This is a genomic window from Paenibacillus sp. J22R232 (assembly GCF_056269165.1).
On record NZ_JBWDNK010000005.1, the window covers coordinates 407061 to 426366 of the forward strand.

The 19306-nt window shown below is 49.1% G+C and carries 21 protein-coding genes and 1 other RNA gene; 8 read left to right on the forward strand and 14 right to left on the reverse strand.

Annotated features, from left to right (window positions below; all coding sequences use genetic code 11):
- Window position 1: 1 nt before the first annotated feature.
- Complete coding sequence (locus tag AC0YN3_RS18470) at window positions 2-1687, reverse strand: RsmB/NOP family class I SAM-dependent RNA methyltransferase (RefSeq protein WP_475776429.1); 1686 nt, start codon at window positions 1685-1687, stop codon at window positions 2-4.
- 105 nt (window positions 1688-1792) lie between these two features.
- On the opposite strand from AC0YN3_RS18470, the gene AC0YN3_RS18475 reads away from it, so the two are divergent.
- Entirely contained in the window at window positions 1793-2308 is a 516-nt protein-coding gene (locus AC0YN3_RS18475; protein WP_475776430.1) for a thioredoxin family protein, read from the forward strand.
- Window positions 2308-2841 carry a PCYCGC motif-containing (lipo)protein gene (locus AC0YN3_RS18480; RefSeq protein WP_475776541.1) on the forward strand — a complete coding sequence of 178 codons (534 nt, stop codon included), beginning with the start codon at window positions 2308-2310 and terminating at the stop codon, window positions 2839-2841. Before AC0YN3_RS18475 ends, AC0YN3_RS18480 begins: the two co-directional genes overlap by 1 nt.
- An 84-nt stretch (window positions 2842-2925) precedes the next feature.
- Here AC0YN3_RS18480 and yjbM read toward each other — a convergent pair whose 3' ends face one another.
- A complete protein-coding gene (gene yjbM, locus AC0YN3_RS18485; protein ID WP_475776431.1) occupies window positions 2926-3729 on the reverse strand; it encodes a GTP diphosphokinase in 804 nt (267 codons plus the stop codon).
- Between the two features lie 17 nt (window positions 3730-3746).
- Entirely contained in the window at window positions 3747-4844 is a 1098-nt protein-coding gene (locus tag AC0YN3_RS18490; protein ID WP_475776432.1) for a quinone-dependent dihydroorotate dehydrogenase, read from the reverse strand.
- Window positions 4845-5018: 174 nt separating this feature from the next.
- Here AC0YN3_RS18490 and AC0YN3_RS18495 point away from each other — a divergent pair, with 174 nt between their 5' ends.
- Window positions 5019-5159 (forward strand): hypothetical protein, encoded by a 141-nt coding sequence (locus tag AC0YN3_RS18495; RefSeq protein WP_475776433.1) that lies wholly within the window; start codon window positions 5019-5021, stop codon window positions 5157-5159.
- Between the two features lie 5 nt (window positions 5160-5164).
- Here AC0YN3_RS18495 and AC0YN3_RS18500 read toward each other — a convergent pair whose 3' ends face one another.
- The 3 genes from AC0YN3_RS18500 to AC0YN3_RS18510 form a co-directional block, all read right to left on the reverse strand.
- Window positions 5165-6559, reverse strand: a complete 1395-nt coding sequence (locus AC0YN3_RS18500) for a L,D-transpeptidase (RefSeq protein WP_475776434.1) — start codon at window positions 6557-6559, stop codon at window positions 5165-5167.
- A 149-nt stretch (window positions 6560-6708) separates the two neighbouring features.
- Window positions 6709-6945: a ferredoxin gene (locus AC0YN3_RS18505; RefSeq protein ID WP_183559929.1), complete on the reverse strand. Its 237-nt coding sequence runs from the start codon at window positions 6943-6945 to the stop codon at window positions 6709-6711.
- Window positions 6946-7004: 59 nt separating this feature from the next.
- On the reverse strand, window positions 7005-8291 hold the full coding sequence (locus tag AC0YN3_RS18510) for a DNA polymerase IV (protein WP_475776435.1): 1287 nt from the start codon (window positions 8289-8291) through the stop codon (window positions 7005-7007).
- A gap of 202 nt (window positions 8292-8493) precedes the next feature.
- Here AC0YN3_RS18510 and cimA point away from each other — a divergent pair, with 202 nt between their 5' ends.
- Window positions 8494-10110, forward strand: coding sequence for a citramalate synthase (cimA, locus tag AC0YN3_RS18515; protein WP_475776436.1), 1617 nt, complete (start codon window positions 8494-8496; stop codon window positions 10108-10110).
- Window positions 10111-10169: 59 nt separating this feature from the next.
- Here the strand turns inward: cimA and AC0YN3_RS18520 are convergent, their stop codons facing one another.
- The gene (locus tag AC0YN3_RS18520; RefSeq protein ID WP_475776437.1) at window positions 10170-10709 is read right to left on the reverse strand and encodes a TlpA family protein disulfide reductase; all 540 of its coding nucleotides are present in this window, start codon (window positions 10707-10709) and stop codon (window positions 10170-10172) included.
- A 249-nt stretch (window positions 10710-10958) separates the two neighbouring features.
- On the opposite strand from AC0YN3_RS18520, the gene AC0YN3_RS18525 reads away from it, so the two are divergent.
- Complete coding sequence (locus AC0YN3_RS18525) at window positions 10959-11408, forward strand: M67 family metallopeptidase (RefSeq protein WP_475776438.1); 450 nt, start codon at window positions 10959-10961, stop codon at window positions 11406-11408.
- Here AC0YN3_RS18525 and AC0YN3_RS18530 read toward each other — a convergent pair.
- From AC0YN3_RS18530 to AC0YN3_RS18540, 3 genes are read right to left on the reverse strand one after another with little or no spacing between them, the layout of a single operon-like run.
- Window positions 11394-12128, reverse strand: coding sequence for an exonuclease domain-containing protein (locus tag AC0YN3_RS18530; protein ID WP_475776439.1), 735 nt, complete (start codon window positions 12126-12128; stop codon window positions 11394-11396). The two genes, AC0YN3_RS18525 and AC0YN3_RS18530, sit on opposite strands and share 15 nt — an antisense overlap.
- 12 nt (window positions 12129-12140) lie before the next feature.
- Window positions 12141-13208, reverse strand: coding sequence for a DUF294 nucleotidyltransferase-like domain-containing protein (locus tag AC0YN3_RS18535; RefSeq protein ID WP_475776440.1), 1068 nt, complete (start codon window positions 13206-13208; stop codon window positions 12141-12143).
- Between the two features lie 40 nt (window positions 13209-13248).
- Window positions 13249-14613: an ammonium transporter gene (locus AC0YN3_RS18540; protein WP_475776441.1), complete on the reverse strand. Its 1365-nt coding sequence runs from the start codon at window positions 14611-14613 to the stop codon at window positions 13249-13251.
- Window positions 14614-15119: 506 nt separating this feature from the next.
- Between AC0YN3_RS18540 and AC0YN3_RS18545 the strand changes: the two genes are divergently transcribed.
- Both AC0YN3_RS18545 and AC0YN3_RS18550 read left to right on the forward strand, forming a co-directional pair.
- Window positions 15120-15545 carry a MerR family transcriptional regulator gene (locus tag AC0YN3_RS18545; RefSeq protein WP_183559944.1) on the forward strand — a complete coding sequence of 142 codons (426 nt, stop codon included), beginning with the start codon at window positions 15120-15122 and terminating at the stop codon, window positions 15543-15545.
- Window positions 15546-15580: 35 nt separating this feature from the next.
- Window positions 15581-16261: a zinc metallopeptidase gene (locus tag AC0YN3_RS18550; RefSeq protein WP_441942279.1), complete on the forward strand. Its 681-nt coding sequence runs from the start codon at window positions 15581-15583 to the stop codon at window positions 16259-16261.
- A 78-nt stretch (window positions 16262-16339) separates the two neighbouring features.
- Here AC0YN3_RS18550 and gltC read toward each other — a convergent pair whose 3' ends face one another.
- Entirely contained in the window at window positions 16340-17236 is an 897-nt protein-coding gene (gltC, locus tag AC0YN3_RS18555) for a glutamate biosynthesis transcriptional regulator GltC (RefSeq protein ID WP_475776442.1), read from the reverse strand.
- A 34-nt stretch (window positions 17237-17270) separates the two neighbouring features.
- Window positions 17271-17735: a rhomboid family intramembrane serine protease gene (locus AC0YN3_RS18560; RefSeq protein WP_475776542.1), complete on the reverse strand. Its 465-nt coding sequence runs from the start codon at window positions 17733-17735 to the stop codon at window positions 17271-17273.
- Window positions 17736-18017: 282 nt separating this feature from the next.
- Between AC0YN3_RS18560 and tpx the strand changes: the two genes are divergently transcribed.
- On the forward strand, window positions 18018-18536 hold the full coding sequence (gene tpx, locus AC0YN3_RS18565; RefSeq protein WP_441942282.1) for a thiol peroxidase: 519 nt from the start codon (window positions 18018-18020) through the stop codon (window positions 18534-18536).
- Window positions 18537-18612: 76 nt separating this feature from the next.
- Here tpx and AC0YN3_RS18570 read toward each other — a convergent pair whose 3' ends face one another.
- Both AC0YN3_RS18570 and ssrS read right to left on the reverse strand, forming a co-directional pair.
- Complete coding sequence (locus AC0YN3_RS18570; protein ID WP_183560498.1) at window positions 18613-19002, reverse strand: DUF1499 domain-containing protein; 390 nt, start codon at window positions 19000-19002, stop codon at window positions 18613-18615.
- 112 nt (window positions 19003-19114) lie between these two features.
- A non-coding RNA gene (gene ssrS / locus AC0YN3_RS18575) (6S RNA) lies at window positions 19115-19297 on the reverse strand.
- Window positions 19298-19306: the final 9 nt, after the last annotated feature.

Here is a 19306-nt window from a genome sequence, read left to right on the forward strand (position 1 = left end):
TCTACATCCATCTCCATCCTGCCGGCAGCTCGTTTTTGATCATGCCCCCAGCATATTTGCCCCATCCGATCGGAAATCCGTCTGCACAAACCAATACATAGCCTTTGGTCCCGGCACCTGCTTGCACCTTTATGTCCACCTCACCAGCAAACAAGGTTTCTCCTTTAAGAAAACGAAGCGTCTGTTCGTCGCCAGCGCTCCAGCTAACCGAACGTATAGCTTCATCCCGAGTTAACCCCATGGCAAGCGGATGCGAAGGCTCGAACCGGCCTCTGGCTGCTTCTCCGACATACCAGCCTGCCCTAACGACCCGCAAGCCGTCCAAGGCTGGCAGCTCCGCAGGCTGAAGATAAACGCGAGATCCGAATGCTACAGGCACTCCGGACCAGCTTAAGGCGTCAACGGCGAATTGCTCGGCAAATTGGTACCATAGCTCAACCGGGCTTGCTGCTTGTGTTTGTGCCGCTTCACCTTCACGCCCTTGTGCGTCTGCTCGTTTCGGCTTGTTCCGCTCGGTCCCTACGTTTAACCAGTCATTCCTCGTCTGACGCTTTGCTGCACGCCGCTCTTCTCTGGCATCCGGCTTCTTCTCGCGGTGCCTGCCTCCAGCGCTTAATGCATCCCTTTTAGCGCTTGCAGCCATTGCCGCGCTATTTATGCGCGGTCTTGCTGCTGCTGCGTAAACCCCGCCTGCCGCTTCTTCCCTTTGTCCGCTTCGGCCAAGCACGGCAACGTAATGTCCTTCTCCTTCAAGCAGATGCGGCCATAGCCTAACCGTTCCATTAATGCTTTGCACGCGCTCTTCGCCAAGTGATCCGACACCTCCCGTTAAATCGGCCCTACCTGCCGCCCAGCCATCGTTATGCGGGACTGCAATAATAGAAAAGTCGGGATGCTCCAGCAGAAAACGGGCTATCTGCTGCTCATTTTCTTCCGGGGAGAAGGTACAGGTCGAATAGACCATTCTGCCTCCAGGCGCGAGCATTGCTGCGGCATGCTTCAGAATGTCATGCTGCATGATCGAACAACGCTGAATCGAATGCTTCTCCCATTCCACGATCATAGACTCGTCCTTTCGAAACATGCCTTCGCCTGAGCAGGGGGCATCTACGAGAATTCGGTCAAACCATTCCGTAAAAACAGCAGCAATCGCTTCAGGCTCCTCGTTCAGCACAACGGCATTCCGAACTCCTGCAAGCTCGATATTTTTCGCCAAAGCCTTCGTTCTTTCTCGTGCGTTGTCATTCGTAACTAGTACCCCGGAACCTTGCAGCTTGCCTGCGATTTGAGTCGACTTGCCTCCAGGCGCCGCGCATAAATCGAGCACGCGATGTCCCGGCCGCACCTCAAGCAGCTCAACCGGCGCCATCGCGCTTGGTTCCTGGATATAATAGAGGCCTGCATGATAATGAGGATGCTTGCCTGGCCGTTCGCCTTCTGCATAATAGAGGCCATCCTCAGCCCAAGGTATCTGGCGGGTACCCTCGCTCATCGGAGAAAGCTCTTTCCATCGCTTCACATCGAGCTTTAAGCGATTGATTCTCAGCCCATATACCCTTGGAGCGTCGTAGGAAGACATAAATTTGTCATATTCTACTCCAAGCATTTTTTCCATCTTTTCCGTGAAATTGCGCGGCAGATTGCCGATCATGCTGTATTCCCCCTGCCAATTTTCTTCGTTGCCCATCCTCTTACATACTGTTATGGCTTTGTTATATAATATATTTAAGTAAGGACATGCCCTATTCGTAGGCTCGTCCATTATAAATCCGTTTCGGAGGTAGTCGCACCCATGAAAAAGAAGCAAAAAGTCAAAATGATCTATGTGTATATCGGAATCGTCGTCCTATTATTCGGCTTTATCTTCATCCTCAACAACAGCGGCAAGGTTAACGCATTATACGACAAACCGGTCTCGGAGCTCAACCCTGCAACACGCAAGCAGCTTGACGATCCTAACTACCAGAATATCATATTGCCGGCTGTGTTGGACAAGAAGGTTGCCGACAAGGAAGATTTCTTTGTGTACCTATTCGCTTCCGATTGCCCGCATTGCCAAAAAACAACGCCGCAGCTTATGCCGCTTGTCACCGAGCTTGGCATTGATTTACCTCAGTTCAATCTAAGAGAGTTTCCTTCATACTTTAACAAATACCAGGTTGAATACACCCCAACGCTGGCCTATTTTAAAGACGGCGTTCAAGTTGACAAGATCGAGGGCGGACTGGCCGAGGAAGGCACAACCGGCTACAGCTTAGATGATTTCAGAGCCTTCTTCAATAAATATTCAGGAGCTGAAGCCAATTGATGAAGCGTCAGCGCTTGACGGATGAACAGATCGCGCAGGAGCACCAACACTCCCGCGTTCGAGGCATTCTGTATGCTTTATTGCTCGCTTTCGCATTTATAACCCTGCTCACTGCATGCGGCCTCGCGGATGACGATAAGGCGGGCGCTGAGCACCAGCATGGCTCGGAAACCTGGCAAACGACGTCATCCTATGACGAGCTGCCGGCATTCCTCTCCGATTATACGCCGCATACGAGCGAGCTGTACAAGGCCGTTCATGACCATGCTCATATTATGAGCGGTATTTCCTGCTACTGCGGATGCGCGGAAGGCGTTGAGGTAGAGAATCCGCATGACTCGCTTCTGCGCTGCTATGTGGCAGAGCATCCCGCCGACGAAGGCAGCGTCACGTGGACCAACCATAGTACGAGCTGCGGCATTTGCAAGAAAGAGATGGAAGAAGTTATCGCTTTAAGCAAGCAAGGCAAAACTGCCGAAGAGATTCGCGAGACGATAGACGGCTTGTACAAGCCTAAGAAATCTGTCGAGTAGTTTTGCCAGTTACGGCATTCGATGCACGAAGGGGCTGTCCAGCAGGTTACATAAACCCTGCCGGACAGCCCCTTCGCTTTTCAACTAGCCCTGATTGCCCTTCTTTGCTTTGCCAATCGCTGCTTGAATATCAAGTGACAGCTGGTTCAGCTCATGGTAATCCTCTTTCTCGAACTTCTCGTTGAATTTCATCTGGAACTGCGCAGCTTCACGGACGCGGTGATAGAAATATAAGTCCTGAATGCCGTTTAGCACTTTGGAGACGACATTGGATTGCTCCTCGAACTCCGTCTGCGCATCCAGTATTTCTTTGCGAATGCTGGTCATTTCGGTATCCAGCTGCGATGCAGCCTCAGCTGCTTTTTTAAGCCGATCCCTAACATCCTCCGGCAGGCTCTCTTTAAACTTATAATTCAACGAGTGCTCTATGGTTGCCCAGAAGTTCATCGCAAGCGTGCGAATTTGAATCTCGGCCAGGACGATCTTATAGCCAAGCGCGGTCTGTACCGGATATTCTACGATGATATGATAGCTCCGGTAGCCGCTGTCTTTGAAGTTAGTAATATAGTCCTTCTCGTATACAAGCGTAAGATCCTTTCGCGTGCGGATCAATCCTGCAACCCGATGGATGTCGTCCACGAATTGGCACATGATGCGAATGCCGGCAATATCCTCAATGCCTGTGTCCAGCTGGTCAGAGGGAACATTCAACCGCTTCGCTTTCTCCAATATGCTCGAAATTCGCTTTACCCGGCCGGTGACAAATTCTATAGGCGCATATGCTTCCCTTATCTTCAATTCAACCCGCATCGTCTTAAACTTTACTTTAAGTTCTTCAACCGCTTGTTCATAAGGCTGTAAAAAAAGATTCCAGTCTCTACCGTCCATCCGGCCGCCTCCTGTTCTTAAACGTGATCTGCTCCAACTGCATCGGCAATATTGCGGTAGCCATCCTTGCGTAAACATTCCTTCAACCCGTTCGTCAATTCACGGAGAACGCCAGGCCCTTTGTAGATCAAAGCCGTATAGATCTCAACCAGCGAAGCTCCAGCGCGGATTTTATCGTATGCGTCTTGCGCCGTAAAAATGCCGCCTGAGCCGATGATCGGCAACTGGCCGCCGGTTTGACGGTACACGGCGCGAATTACCTCTGTAGAGCGCTCCCGAAGGGGCTTCCCGCTAAGGCCGCCTGCTTCCTTCGCGGCTGAATGCTGTAGCCCTGTCCGGGACAAGGTCGTATTCGTCGCAATAATTCCAGATACGCCGCTCTCCATAATGGTAGCAACGGTAAGCTCCAGCTGCTCGTTCGTCATATCGGGCGCAATTTTGACAAGCACCGGTTTGGCTTTTGCACCTATTTTCGCCGCTTGCGTGTTTATTTCCTTTTTTACGGCGCTGAGTAAATTTCTCAGCTCTTCGCCATGCTGCAAATCCCGCAAATCAGGCGTATTAGGCGAGCTGATATTCACGACGAAGAAGTCTCCATATGTATACAAATCCCTTATGCAGGTCTGGTAATCCTCATGGGCTAATTCATTCGGCGTCATTTTGTTTTTACCGATGTTGACCGCGATCGGAATACGGTTTATTTTGCGTTTGGACAGCTTTTCCGCCATTGCGGCCGTACCTTCGTTATTGAATCCCATTCGGTTAATAAGCGCCTCATCCGAAGGAAGGCGAAATAAACGGGGCTGCTCGTTACCGGCTTGTCCCTTCGGCGTTACCGTTCCTACCTCCGCAAAGCCGAAGCCTACGCTCGAGAAGCCGTCAACGGCTTTGCCGTTTTTATCCAACCCGGCAGCTAGCCCCACAGGATGGGGGAAACGAAGTCCGAATAGCTCTGTCGCAAGCTCAGGCGACTCTGCTACGCCATACATTGCATGCATAATTCCGTTCAAGCCTGGCACTGTTCCGCCGGCTGCCAAGCCGTCAATTACGAGATGATGGGCCTTCTCGGGGTCCATCCGAAAAAAAATCGGCTTTAAAATTGAAGAATAAAGCAACTTACCCACTCCGATCTCAGTTGTATGTTCTACATGACAGTTTATCTTTTTTGCAGCAAAAAGAAAAGAGCCTGCACACAAGGTGCAAGCGTCTGTTATATTGCGGCTTGTCTAGAAAACGATTACAATGAGAACATATTCATTATCATTCCGAAATAGAGAGGTTGATTGTCGATGAGTTCACCCAAAAGAAAACCCGCAACGATGAAAGCAAAGCCCAAGGATGAGGTAAACAAAAAAGCGCTTGTTTGGATCGGCTCTATCGTTGGCGTTGTTATCGTTGCGGTTGCCCTGCTTCTAGTTTTCACTTCGTAAGCCTCTTACGTCAACCATTTATAAACTTTCGCGGGATTGGTTTCATTCTGACTCGGCTCCAGCTCGAAGCGTTCCTTCGGCTGCTGCAGCTTGTTTGGAAGCGTCCCGTTTTTTATTTGTACGATCGTTCCGAGCGGCACCATATCGAACAGCTCCTCAACGTCCTCCTTGCCCATTCGGACACAGCCAAGCGATTCGTCTTTTCCGATGCTGTCAGGCTCATCCGTACCATGGATCGCATACAGCGTACCTGATAATGTCATGCCTCGACTCCCGAAATCCCCATCATCGCGCCCGTTCGGATTCCGTACCTTCTCGCTAATATAGAAGCTGCCTTCCGGTGTTTCCTCGCCGCCAAGTCCTACCTTATAGCTGCGAACGATGATATCCCCCTGAACGATCGCAAGCCGGTGCGTAGATTTATCCACAACGATTGAAAGCGGCGCACTCCATTGCTTATCGAGAATTCCATTGCTCCCGACGATCGATTGCGCGTTAGGCTTCGAATCTTGGGCCGGCTCGCTGCCTGTTTCTGCGGTCGCAGGCAAATTACCGCCTCCGGTGACTGGTTTAGCAGCCTTGAGCTTCCTTAGAACTTCCGGGAACATCGCTCTCATGCCTTCGCGCTCTCCGGCGATCACGTTGTTTGGATATGGCTGAATAAGATCATCGAGCCGCTGCGGCCATTTCTTATACTTTCGCTCATAATGGAAGACCGCGCTTGCAAGCGTCCAGTGCGTCTCCTGCTGCTCCTGCCATTCCGAATACTTCGCTTCGGCGGCCGAGGCATCTGTCGGTTCGCAGGAGCAGGTAAGACTGTCCAGCATATCCACGTCCAGCTTGCCATTTATATCTTCTTTCTCCACGGCCATCAGCAGCCTTGTATTGCCTTTCCAATGCCTCCAGCCCGTATCTTCCTCCAATCTCGCGGCATACGTAAGCTGTGGCGCATCCTTGCCAGCGGCAACCAGGCTGTTCCAAGCGCTGCCTATCGGGTTTCGTTCTTTCCGTGGAATGAATACTACGCCCATTTGCGGCCTGGTGCTGTCAACAGCTACGACAGGCTCGGGAGGCTTCGGAATATATTGTGCGCCGTTTGCCGGAGCCAGCACCGCCAACAGCAGAAGCAGTGCTGCTAGTGTGCCCGTTTTTCGAAGGAGTCTTTTCTTTCGCTGGCGTTGGCCCCATTCCTTGACGAGCAGCAGCTGGCTTTCCGACAACGGATGACTTTCATGCTCGAAAGCGTCATATACTTCCCCAGCCTGCAGGAAACAATAATTCGCCTTTCCTTCTTTGCCTGCTGCCAAATACTGCTTGCCGAGCAAATACCACCCCATCTGGTTATCGGGGTGCTGCTTTACAAATTGCTTCAAATAAAATATGTCTTCTGGAGAGTCCATCCCCCATCCTCCCAACATGTGGCATATCCACTATATCGGCAGAATGACTGCTTGATTGTATCCCCGCGGGATGATGTATGCCGCAAAAATGAAAAAAGCTCTCCTTCGCTTAAATAAAAGCGAAAAAGAGCTTCTTTATTGGATAATGCCTAGTAATTGAAAGGTACGTCTGCGATTTTGATTGAATCCGTTGGACAGCCGTCAGCCGCATCCTGCAAATCGTCAAACATATCCTCTGGAATCTCGGTGTTTCCTGTGTTACCATCCGCTTTATAAATAACCTCTGCAAGACCTTCGTCATCATAGTCATAAATGTCAGGTGCAGTAGCTCCGCAAGCTCCACAAGCGATGCACGTATCTTTCTCTACCCAAGTAAACTTACCCATGGAAATTCCCTCCCAAAATAAATATATACGGAATAATCTCGTCTCTGATCAGTCAAGCTTCATTCATCAATATATAACAAACTATCATCCTTTTGCAAGGATGTACCGCGAATTCGTTTATTCCTAATTAAGGTTGAAGGATCATCTCCAAGCATCCCCGCGGTTAATACGGCGTCCTCTCCATATTTATCGCGAAGCGTATCCATCGCCTTCGTGAGCGCCTCTTTTCGGGGCTGCTGCTCGTAGCTGAACAGATCAAGCTGCAGCGCTGAATCGTCAAGCAGCGACAGGTTTTGGAGCGTAACGCCAAGCAGCCGAATCGGATCTCCAAGCCTCCAGTGTTTATCAAACAGCCGGCAGACTTCCTTGTAGAAATCCTCGGACGTTTGCGTTGGTGCAGCCATCGTATGGGAGCGGGCTATCGTCGTCATATCCGGCTTGCGAATCGTGAGCTGAACGGTTGTCGCCACCATCTTCTGCCGCCGCAGCCTGCGCCCCGTTTGGTCTGCCAGGTTGAGCAGCACGCGGTACACGTCCTCCCGGGCAGTAAGGTCGCTCGGCAGCGTTGTCGTGTGTCCGATCGATTTGTTCCGTTCCCGGTTAGGATTTACCTCGGAGTGGTCTATCCCATGCGCAGCGGATTTCATCCATGATCCGACGACGCCAAAATGCTTGTTCAGCATCAATTCGTCGCTTGCGGCAAGCTGGCCGATCGTCCGAATGTTCAGCTTCGTAAGCTTGTCGGCCGTTTTCTTGCCGATGCCAAACAGCGTATCGCAGGATTTGTCCCAAAGCACGTTTTTCACGTCGCGGATCCGCAGCACGGTAAGTCCATTCGGCTTTTTCATATCGGATGCCATCTTCGCAAGCAATTTATTGGGCGCAAGTCCAATCGAGCATGGCAACGACCATTCTGACATGATTCTCTTTTGTAGCGTTTCCGCAATTTCAAGCGGCGAGCCGAACATTTTGGAGCCGGTAATATCCATATAGCATTCATCGATGGACACGGCTTCCACGAGCGGGGTGAATTGCCTGGCGATAGCCATGAAGCCCTGCGAATATTTCCGGTATAGGGTAAAGTCCGGTTTTATTAATATAAGCTCAGGACAAAGTTGTAGTGCCTGTCTTACCGTCATTCCCGTCTTAATCCCTTTGCTTCGCGCCGTATACGAGCATGTGACTAGAATTCCCTTTCGCTGCTCAACGCTCCCCGACACCGCTGTCGGCCTGCCTGCGTATTTCTCCGGCTCCTCGGCCTCATGCACCGAGCAATAAAATGCATTCATATCTAAATGTATTATAACGCGGCCTTTGGCCGGATAATGCTCGTTTACATTCGTCATGGGTCTAATATTCACCGCCTATTCCTTGCAAAAAACCTACATAAGCTTGCCCACCACAAGCATACAATTCCAATAGGGTCAAGTCAACGACAGGGAAGTTCGCGTACAAAAATTACGTTTCCCCCTCTACTTTCGTTCGGACAAGTGTTATAATAGTAAATTATGATTTGAAAAGGCTATTAATGAAGGAGGCGTCCCGTTAATGACAACAAACATTTCCATATTTGATACGACGCTGCGTGACGGTACACAAGGTGAAGGGATTAGCCTGTCAGCGGATGACAAATTAAAAATCGCCCAGAAGCTCGACGCGCTCGGCGTTCACTATATTGAAGGCGGCAACCCAGGAAGCAACAGCAAGGACATTGAGTTTTTCCAACGGATCAAAGCATTCAACCTGAATGCCAAAATTACCGCATTCGGCAGCACCCGCCGCAAGAACAGCTTGGCTGAGCATGACGCGAGTCTGGTTCGCATCGCCGAATCCGGCGTTCCTGCCGCAACTTTGGTAGGTAAATCCTGGGATTTCCACGTACATACCGCACTGCAAACCACATTGGAGGAAAACCTATCGATGATCTACGATTCGGTAGCTTTTCTGAAGCAGAACGGCATGGAAGCATTGTTCGACTCCGAGCATTTCTTCGACGGCTATAAGAACAATTCCGAGTATGCGATTGCGGTACTGAAGAAAGCACAGGAAGCTGGCGCGAATTGGCTCGTACTTTGCGATACGAACGGCGGCACGCTTCCAAGTGAAATCCACGAGATCGTTTCCCGCGTAAAACAAGAACTCGTTACGCCAATCGGTATCCATACGCATAACGACTGCGAGCTCGCAGTCGCTAATTCCCTGGCCGCTGTTCAAGCAGGCGCACGCCAAGTACAGGGAACGATAAACGGTTACGGCGAACGCTGCGGCAACGCGAATCTTTGCTCGATTATCCCGAATTTGCAGATCAAGATGAAATACGATGTGCTGTCGGATGATCAGCTCCGGACGCTTACGAGCACGGCTCGTTATGTCAGCGAAATTGCGAATGTCCATATGCCAGTAGGCCAAGCTTACGTTGGCAATGCAGCATTCGCGCACAAAGGCGGCATACACGTATCCGCGATCATGAAGGATTCCAAAACGTACGAGCATATCCAGCCTGAGCTCGTTGGCAACAAGCAGCGCATTCTTGTATCCGAGCTTGCCGGACAAAGTAACATTATTTCCAAAGCCCAGGAGCTAGGCCTTGACGTGAACGCCAATAACGAAAAGACGAAGCAGATTATGGACCAGATCAAGGAGCTTGAGCATCAGGGCTATCAATTCGAGGGCGCGGACGCCTCGCTTGAATTGCTGCTTCGCGAGGCGTTCGGCGGCGAGGTCAAAGAGGTATTCAAGGTAGAATCGTTCAAGATGCTTGTAGAGAAAACGAATGGCCAGATGATTTCCGAGGCGATCGTCAAAATCAATGTCGGCGGCCAGCAGGTTTATACCGCAGCCGAAGGCAACGGACCTGTAAATGCGCTCGATAACGCCCTCCGGAAGGCATTGGTGCAGTTTTATCCGAAGATTGAGAGTATCCACCTCTCTGATTACAAAGTACGCGTAATCGACGAGAAGGACGCCACAGCAGCTAAAGTACGTGTGCTTATCGAGTCTACTGGGCTTGACAATACGTGGAGCACTGTCGGCGTTTCCAACAACGTTATCGAAGCCAGCTGGGAAGCGCTCGTCGACAGCATCCGGTATGCCCTTCTCAATATGGTCAAAATCGACAACGCGAATGTCGATCCGCTGTTCAGGATCGGGCTCGTTAATCATTAATGCAAAAGGCAGTCCCGAATTCGAATTCGGAACTGCCTTTTTTTGTTGCGGTGATTTGCTTACATCCACTTCTCGATCAGTCGCTGCCATTCTTCATAAGGGATAACGCCGTTAATCCGCTCCCTTATGACTCCGTCTCCGTCAATCAGAAACGTCGTCGGGAACGTATCGACCTTATACTCCTTCGTTACATCCCCTACACGGTCCATCAGAATCGGAAACGTAAACTCATGCTCGTTCACGAAATCCCTTGCCGCCCGCTCTTTATCATATTTCGTCGCATTGACGCCATACAGCTGCATGGCATCTCCGTATTCCTCATGCAACCGCTGCAGATCCGGGGCCTCCAGCTCGCAAGGGCCGCACCACGAAGCCCAGAAGTTAACGAACATCAGCTTGCCTTGCTTTCCGCCAACCTCATAGGATTGCTCGTCCAAACCCGGCAGCTTAAACGATGTTGCCTCGAATCCCGCTTTCGGCTTGAAATCCGAAGAAGGAGCCGCAAGCGTAACCGATTCCTTATCACCCGTTCTATATTGAAACACAGCTAATCCAGCAAACAGCAGCGCAATGGTAAACAGCGTAATGACGCGTTTCATGTCGTACCTTCCTTCTCTCGCATTTTCATACTAACCTATGGCTTCATCGTAACATGCACGTTATGGAAGCTCAAGGCACGAAGCCTATTAGCCATCAAAACGTCAATTTTGCGCATGTTATTGCATGGTTTCTCGCACTATTATCGGTTATTCCGCAATCATTCATACGCAGCCTCCCGCCTGATTCGCGCAATTCCTCCGATTTCGCTATACTAATCACATACTCATGAAGAAGAAGGAGGCATCGACATGAATTCACCCAATGCAAAAGAATTCATTACGCAATTAGCTTACGAGAAGCTCGTGGGCATCTGTTTGGATGCTAAGCCTCTTGAAGCTTGCGGCATTCTAGCCAGCAGCAATATCGCAAGAGAAGCAGCAGGCGGCAACATCATTGTCGACACCGTCATTCCAATAACCAATACGCATATTGATCCAACGCACTCCTTCACGTTCGATCCGTCCGAATGGACGGCAGCTTATTACAGCATGCAAAAAAACCGACAATCGCTTGTCGGCTTGTTCCACTCCCATCCGCGTACAGATGCCATCCCGTCTTCTAGCGACTCTGAGGGCTTCCTGCCTGCGTCTGAGCTTTCTTATTGGATTGTTTCATTGCGAAGCAGCGAAAAGCCTGAGATTAAGCCATACCGCCGCATAGACGGACAGTTCATTCCGCTCGAGCTAGTGCTTGCTTAAATAGGCATACAGATCTCCAAGCGTCGTAATATTCCGCTCAAGGATTCGTGCCAAATAATTTTGCCAAAGCTTTGCTGTCATTATCGAGTCCTGAAGCGCATGATGCCGTTCCGTGATCGGAATACAGCAGCTGTCTAACAAGTCATCCAGGCTGTACCCGTCAAGGTTCGGCTCCAGCCACTTGGCAACCATCATCGTATCCAGCACCCTATGGTTCAAGTTCACCTTGGAGGTTCTCCAAAGCGCTGCGTTTAAAAACTGCTTATCGTGTCCGGAAGCATGGGCAATAAGCAATCTTCTGCCGACAAATTCCATGAAGTCATGCAGCACTTGCATTAAGTCCGGAGCATCTTCTACCATTTCATTCGTAATGCCGGTCAATTCAATGATAGCTTTCGGAATTTTACGCTTTGGATTGACAAGACTATAGAACGTTTCGCTCTCCTCAACCTCGCCTCCTCGCAGCAATACGGCCCCGAATGAAATAATCTCATCCCCATTGTTCGGGTAAAAGCCCGTTGTCTCCAAATCAAATACGACGACCTCGAGCTCCTTCAGCGGCATGTCGAACATGGACTGCTTGCGCTGCTCTTTGTTAACGTTTCGAATAAACGCCATTTGCTGCGCATTTTGCGAGCCTAACATAGAAGCGATGGCAGGCGTAAATCCTCCCATTTTGTATAGGTTCCACATACGACCGACGCCTTTTTGTTCTTTCATTTCTCCACCGCCTTACGTAAGCCTGCCCATTGTTTGCTTAAAAACCGCTCTTTGCAGTTTCTTGCCTAGCCGCAGACTGCTCTTTAACTCATCCGTCATTTCCTTCGTCAGCTTCCGACTGGACAGCTTGCCATTGTTGGCATATAAGCCATCCGAATTCTGTTCCGTTGTCATTAAGCGAAGTCGCAGTAAAATACGGAAGGCCTGCTCGTATATGGCAGCATCGGCTTCTGACATCCTTCCGGCTTTTACCAGCATTTTGATTCTCTCAATCGTGGAAGTCTCGCGAATGCCTACTTGAATAGATAATAGCCTAATAGAGTTAACCATCGGAATATAGGCGCCGTACTTAATATCCAAACTCCCTGCATCTTCGCCGTACTGCTCCTTTAGCAGCTGCCCAAAGAAACCAAGAAGCACTTTATGGCGCAGCGTGTTATCCAGCATCCGCTGCAAGATGATTGGATGATTCAGCATATCGCTGAAAAACAAATCCTTCAGCTCGTCTAGCAGCCTATTGTCGCCATAGACGCAGCGGCCGTCCGCGATAATAAGCAAATACCGAACCGCTTCCCACGCAGGCTCATCAAACCACTGGTCAAGCTTGGCTCCCCACTCCGACAGCGACAAGCACCATTCAGAATTGCTGCTCAGAACGTTCCCCTCGCAAGGAGGATATCCGGTCCGTTGAAGATTCTGAACGACGATCTCGCATAGCTCTTTAAAATACATTTTAACGTTTGCCGAATCAGCTACCGGATCAACATAGACAACACCGCTGTCTTGATCGCTTGACAAAGTTTGCTCTTTCCGACCGCCGCTGCCGAACAGTAGATATGCGTAAGGCACGGGGGGAGAACCCTTCCCCAACCGTGCCATTTCCGCTTCTGCGAGGATGACCGAGCGTTCGATTACCGCATCGTGCACCTCATTTAATTGTTCATTAAATTGTTCGACCGGACGCGTAGGGAGAAGAGCTTCCATATGCTCGTGTATCTGATCCCGCAGGTTTCGCAGCCCTTCAACATGATCGGAAGACCCGATCTGCTTGAGCAGCTGCAATCGCACTGGATCATTCATGCGACGCCCTCTCCCTTCGGTCAGTCCATCATGGTTAAGATTATCCTTGAATGTTTTGACCTGCTTTTTTCATTTGCTCAGGATAACCATAAGCGCCATGCTCACTAAGGTCAAGACCGATAATTTCTTGCTCTTCCGTAACACGGAAGCCCATGATAAGTTTCATTACGCCGAGTACCAGGAACGAAGCCGCAAGCACGAACGCGCCAACTACGACAACGGATTCGAATTGTACCCAAAGCTGTTTCCAGCTTCCTGTGTCGATCAAACCGCCAGTACCAACGCCAACTTTGTCAGCAAGCGCTTGTGTTGCGAAGATACCGTTAGCAAGCGTACCCCACACGCCTGCTGCACCGTGAACGGACAAAGCGTAGATTGGATCGTCAACTTTGATTTTCTCGAAAAACTTCACGCTGTAGAATACAAGCACGCCAGCTACTAGACCGATAACAACCGCTGCCCATGGATCAACGAAAGCACAAGATGCCGTGATTGCTACTAGACCGGCAAGCGTACCGTTCAGCATTGTCGTAATATCTGCTTTGCCTGTTACTGCCCATGAAATAAGAAGTGCTGCCACGCCGCCTGCGCCTGCTCCAAGCATCGTGTTGAAAGCTACATATCCGAAGAAACCGTCGCCGATAGCTACTGTGCTGCCTGCATTGAATCCAAACCAACCTACCCATAGAAGCAATACGGAAAGTGCAGTAAACACTTGGTTATGTCCCAAAATTTCGTTAGCTGAGCCGTCTTTATTGAATTTGCCGATACGCGGTTTTAGCAATACCGTTGCCGCAAAGGCAGCAAGCGCACCCGTTAAGTGAACAACCGTGGAGCCCGCGAAATCTTGTGCTCCGTCTTCAGCAAGCCAGCCGCCGCCCCAGATCCAGTGAGCTACGACCGGATAAATGATTGCAACAAAGAATACTGTGAAAACAATGTAAGAGGAAAGCTTTGCTCTCTCGGCGAAACCGCCCCATGCAATGGACAGCGACACCGCAGCAAATGCTAATTGGAATAAGAAGAACACTGTTGATGGAAGGCTGTCGCCTTCTCCTGCTGCTACCGAAGGGTTAAAGAAGAAATCTCCCCAGCCGAACAATGCGCTAACCGAGCTGTCTCCGCCAAAAGCCATACCGTAACCAAAAGCCCAATAAATAAGTGCTGCAAGACCAGTCGTGAAGATTGTTTTGCCGGCAACGTGGCCAGCATTTTTCATGCGGGTAGAACCTGTCTCTAGAAGAATGAATCCGCCTTGCATAAGTAGAACGAGAATGAATGCGAGCATAACCCAAAGCGAGTTCAGACCCATGTTCAACGTTGCTGCGGAAGGATCCTCTGCAAACGCCATTACTGGAAACAATAAAGTGAAGATCCCTAAAGCTAACATCGTTTTCTTAATCATTACGACCACTCCCTAAGTGTTATGTTTCCTTACATGAGAGGAAAGACTTAATGTCATTATAGTCAGTAGTGCTCAATTTGACAATACATTTTCACTAAATTTATAAAAAAAATCAAACGTTCGGGATAAAATCTAACACGAACGTTAAGTTTTAGAACAAATTGCTCTTAAAATCACCCATCAGGCCTGCTTATTCTTCGCATTTTGACATTTTCTAGGCATCGTTTCCTATACGCGACTTCCCGCTTCTTTCATTAATATGTTTTGCTGCTGATTCATAACGTATGCTAAAACGTTATATAGTAGAAACACCACATGATTAGCTTGCCCGCATGCTTATGCTTGGCGAAATGGGATAATGATGTAACACGTTTGACTGTATGGTTACTTTCCTATTATCATTAGAGATATATCGGTAGCCTTTATGCCAGAAGTTGGCGTTAGCGAAAGTTACTATAATAGAAGATAATTATTTTTATATATTTTCAGCGAATGGGGGAATTAACATGTATCGTATCGGAGAGCTCTCGAAGCTTGCTCAAATCAGTCCGCGTACCATCGATTATTACACTTCAATTGGGCTTATCGAGCCTGCGGAGCGTTCAGCCAAAAACTATCGCCTCTATTCTGACGAAACCTTAGTTCGTTTGGCACGTATTGAACAGATGAAAAAGGACAAATATACATTAGATGAGATCAAGGCTGCAATCGAGGGCTGGAGCAAAATCACACCGGAAGAGCAAGTATCGCAGAAGCTTACTGATCTACAGCATCATATAAGCCAGTTGGAACGTGAAGTGAAGGAATTGGAGCCGGTGCTAAAGAAACTCAAACCAAGGCAGGCAAACCACCTTTATACGCGTCTCATGCCACAAACAGCAGCTTGCATCGAAGCACTTATGCTTATTATTAACAAAAGCTCCCTCATGTAACGTCGATCTCATCCTTGAAACGGAGGAATGACTCAATGACTTTCATCTACATTCTTATCATACTCGCTTTTGTGTTAACGATTTGGGCTCAATTTCGGGTTAAAGGGACGTTCAAGAAATGGACATCCGTCCAAGCTAACAGCGGATTAACAGGCTATCAAGCAGCAAGGCGCATGCTCGATTCAAACGGTTTACACGATGTTCCGATCGAACCCGTGCGCGGAACGCTCACCGATCATTACGATCCCATTCACCGTGTAGTCCGCCTCTCGGAGCCTGTATATTACGAAAATTCAATATCTGCCATTTCCGTCGCTTGCCACGAGGTAGGTCATGCCATTCAGCATGCCGAGCATTACCCCATGCTCGTACTAAGGCATCGCATCTTCCCTGTCGTGAATTTCGCTTCAGGCGTAGCGCCTTTTCTCTTTATTGCAGGAATATTGTTCTCGGCCTTGAACTTAATCGGACTTGGCATCATTTTCTTCTCCGTAGCCGTTGCGTTCCAAGTGATTACCCTTCCGGTTGAGTTTAACGCAAGCAACCGAGCCCGGGATATTATGGTTGCCGAAGGCTTCATCACGAACGACGAGGAGCGCGGCGTCGCCAAAGTGCTGAACGCTGCAGCTTTAACCTATGTAGCAGCTGCCTTGCTTTCCCTTTTAGAGCTCGTGAGGTACATTTTGATTTTTGTAGGCGGCAGCCGTCAGGAATAACGTTTCGTTATACAAATAAGAGCTTCTCCCCAGTCAGCAATGACCGGTTGGAGAAGCTCTTTTTTCCTACGCCGTGATTTATTCTTTCGCGTTATTGAAATAGCGAAGCAGGAAGCCATGAAAAACCTTGGCGACAAGCGGCAGCTTCTCATTAGAACGGCGGATAAGGCCAATTGTGCGCGTAACCTGGGGTTCAGTCACGCGAACCTTGGTTGCCTGCAGAGGGCCAGTATAGTGCAGAGCCATCTCCGGCAATAGACTTACTCCCATTCCCGCTGCTACCAATCCCCGAATCGTGTCCGTCTCTTCGCCTTCGAATCCAATTTTGGGCGTGAATCCCGCCTCCTGGCAAGCATCCCACACGATCGGCCTAAGCGAGTACCCCTCGCTGAACAACACGAACGTCTCATGCTCAAGCTCCTTCAACGCAATGGACTGCTCGCCCGATAGCCGGTGCCCTGGCGGCAGAATCGCATACAGCTCTTCCGTCAGCAACACCTCACCGCAAACGAACTCATGCTCATTCGGAAACGGAGAGATAAATGCCAAATCGATCTCGCCTTTGATCATGTCGCGAATGAGCGACGGATACATCCCCTGCTTGAATCTGAACTTTACGTTAGGATGCAGCTTGCGGAACGATGCCACAACCTGCGGAATTAACGAAATGCCTAAGCTATGCGGAAATCCGAGTCTGATTTCGCCTTTTTCCGGGTCTAGAAATTCATGTATTTCAATAACCGCACGCTCCAAATCCGCCAGGATAACCTCGGCTCGCTTAAGAAAAAGCTGTCCGACTGGCGTGAGCTGCAGATTTCTTCCTTTTTGAACGAATAGTTTGACGCCAAGCTCTTCTTCCAGCTGATGAATTTGCCGGCTAACAGCCGACTGAGCAACATGCAGCTCTTCTGCCGCCTGCGTTACATGCTCTTTTTTTGCTACCTTTACGAAATAATGAAGCTGACGAAGTTCCATACCGGTTAGTTTCTCTCCCGTACATACGTAGTTTTCATGAATATCTCTGATTTCTTCGTGTCTTTACGCGGTCAAACACATTATAAAGCAGGAAGCCCGCAAGCGCACCTCCGACATGTGCCCACAAATCAATGCTTGGGACAAGGAACGAGTAAATCACGCCGAATATGAGAATGGTGTAAACCGTTTTGCGCGAGCTCTGGTCGAGCTGTGATTTACGGAACAACGATATATACAGAAACGCTCCATAAACGCCGTAAATAGCTCCCGAGGCACCTACGCCAATATGCCCTTCGGGATCATTCTCCAACACATTGACTAGCGCGCTCATCGCATTGCCTCCAATGCCGCAAAGCAAATAAAAAATGAGATATTTGACATGCTTCAACAGATGCTCAAGCGGCGGCGCAAACACGAGCAAGGCAAACATGTTGAAAAGCAGATGCTCTATGCCTGAATGCATAAACATCGATGTTACGTATCGCCAAGGCTCCTGCAGACCGAACGGATCAAAGGAGACATCCGTCGCGAACGCTCCGAAACGATAAGCATGTTAAGCAGCATTAGGATTGCCATTCAAAACCACAACGATAAAATAGGCAATATTTAACGCTATAAGCGTTGAAGTAACGGGATATAGCTTCTAATACGAGCGAAAGCTCTCATACCGTAAGAAGATCATCGCATCATCCCTTTTCTATCCAACAATTGGACAAGGTCGTTTCAAAACGATTATAATGAATCAAGTATTGACCATAATTATAGAGGAGGAAATACTTCAATGACACAAGAACGCAATGGAGCTGCTACTTTCAAGGGCAATCCGATCACATTAGTAGGACCAGAACTTAAAGCGGGCGATAAAGCTCCTGATTTCAATCTAAACAAATCGCTTGTCGAGAACGTATCCCTTAACGACTATTCAGGCAAGGTTAAGCTGATTAGTGTCGTGCCTTCCATTGACACTGGCGTTTGCGATGCGCAAACCCGTCGTTTCAATGAAGCTGCCGGTTCACTCGGCGATAATGTAGTCGTTTTGACCGTAAGCGTAGATCTTCCTTTCGCGCAAGCACGCTGGTGCGGCGCTGCTGGAATCGATAAGGTCGTATTGCTATCTGACTACAAAGCGCATAGCTTCGGCGAAGCTTATGGCGTATACATTAAAGAGCTTGGACTTGACCAGCGCTCCATCTTCGTTATCGATGCTAACGATACGATACAATATGTTGAATACTTGCCTGAAATGACGGAGCATCCGAATTACGAGCAAGCAATTGATGCAGTTAAAGCGCTTCTGTAGGAACCATACAAAGGCTTCATACACATGATTGCAAACAAAGCGAGTGAAGGCTACCCTTCCTCGCTTTGTTTATTAATTAACTATTCACTTTGAACGCGGCTAGCTTCTTATCAAGTGTACGGTACAAATCCAGAATAACTCTGTAATTAGAACCAAGATCCCCTAACGAGCCACGGGATGCTGAATAAATATCGACAGCGGATTGCAGCGGATTCACGCTAATGACGGAAACCGTAATGTCCATCGTCCTTCCGAACGCCGTGCGCTTCTCAAGCACAATTTCCCCAACGGATTGCACTTCGTGCAGCACCTTATAGCCTTGCATCTTCTTAAGAGTCGAAATCACTTCATCCCAAGCCTTGTCCTTCGAAAGCTTGTAGAAATGAGATTTGAGCATTGGATCCTTGGCTCTGTCCCCAGTCTGTTCATGACTGCGCAGCAGCCCGATCAAGGTCCGCTTCAACAACAACGATCTCCCCCTCCGGCATCTATGTACATTACTCTATATGATACCATGATTTGTCCAATGAAAAAAGAGCTATCACTGGATTTAACCAGCGAATGCTCTTATTTTGAAGATGGAACCCGCCTATGCCGTCCGACTCACATGTTTCTGAACCCGCTTACGCAGGTGGGTGACCGCAGAACCGCTTTTGAGATCCCCTTTCGGGGGCATGTCAGCTACGTTTCGATATTGGTCTCCCGTGAAACAGCCATTGGTTCAAAACAGCGTAAAGCCGTAACGAGCATCGCAGGAGGTATTGCTATTA

What these genes read in the sequence shown, in the direction of transcription:
- AC0YN3_RS18500 (WP_475776434.1), bottom strand. Translation starts at nt 6,559, where the DNA reads ATGGACTCTCCAGAAGACATATTTTATTTGAAGCAATTTGTAAAGCAG.
- AC0YN3_RS18495 (WP_475776433.1), top strand. Translation starts at nt 5,019, where the DNA reads ATGAGTTCACCCAAAAGAAAACCCGCAACGATGAAAGCAAAGCCCAAG.
- AC0YN3_RS18550 (WP_441942279.1), top strand. Translation starts at nt 15,581, where the DNA reads ATGACTTTCATCTACATTCTTATCATACTCGCTTTTGTGTTAACGATT.
- AC0YN3_RS18510 (WP_475776435.1), bottom strand. Translation starts at nt 8,291, where the DNA reads ATGACGAATGTAAACGAGCATTATCCGGCCAAAGGCCGCGTTATAATA.
- AC0YN3_RS18525 (WP_475776438.1), top strand. Translation starts at nt 10,959, where the DNA reads ATGAATTCACCCAATGCAAAAGAATTCATTACGCAATTAGCTTACGAG.
- yjbM (WP_475776431.1), bottom strand. Translation starts at nt 3,729, where the DNA reads ATGGACGGTAGAGACTGGAATCTTTTTTTACAGCCTTATGAACAAGCG.
- gltC (WP_475776442.1), bottom strand. Translation starts at nt 17,236, where the DNA reads ATGGAACTTCGTCAGCTTCATTATTTCGTAAAGGTAGCAAAAAAAGAG.
- tpx (WP_441942282.1), top strand. Translation starts at nt 18,018, where the DNA reads ATGACACAAGAACGCAATGGAGCTGCTACTTTCAAGGGCAATCCGATC.
- AC0YN3_RS18530 (WP_475776439.1), bottom strand. Translation starts at nt 12,128, where the DNA reads ATGAAAGAACAAAAAGGCGTCGGTCGTATGTGGAACCTATACAAAATG.
- AC0YN3_RS18475 (WP_475776430.1), top strand. Translation starts at nt 1,793, where the DNA reads ATGAAAAAGAAGCAAAAAGTCAAAATGATCTATGTGTATATCGGAATC.
- cimA (WP_475776436.1), top strand. Translation starts at nt 8,494, where the DNA reads ATGACAACAAACATTTCCATATTTGATACGACGCTGCGTGACGGTACA.
- AC0YN3_RS18470 (WP_475776429.1), bottom strand. Translation starts at nt 1,687, where the DNA reads ATGGGCAACGAAGAAAATTGGCAGGGGGAATACAGCATGATCGGCAAT.
- AC0YN3_RS18520 (WP_475776437.1), bottom strand. Translation starts at nt 10,709, where the DNA reads ATGAAACGCGTCATTACGCTGTTTACCATTGCGCTGCTGTTTGCTGGA.
- AC0YN3_RS18545 (WP_183559944.1), top strand. Translation starts at nt 15,120, where the DNA reads ATGTATCGTATCGGAGAGCTCTCGAAGCTTGCTCAAATCAGTCCGCGT.
- AC0YN3_RS18505 (WP_183559929.1), bottom strand. Translation starts at nt 6,945, where the DNA reads ATGGGTAAGTTTACTTGGGTAGAGAAAGATACGTGCATCGCTTGTGGA.
- AC0YN3_RS18480 (WP_475776541.1), top strand. Translation starts at nt 2,308, where the DNA reads ATGAAGCGTCAGCGCTTGACGGATGAACAGATCGCGCAGGAGCACCAA.
- AC0YN3_RS18540 (WP_475776441.1), bottom strand. Translation starts at nt 14,613, where the DNA reads ATGATTAAGAAAACGATGTTAGCTTTAGGGATCTTCACTTTATTGTTT.
- AC0YN3_RS18535 (WP_475776440.1), bottom strand. Translation starts at nt 13,208, where the DNA reads ATGAATGATCCAGTGCGATTGCAGCTGCTCAAGCAGATCGGGTCTTCC.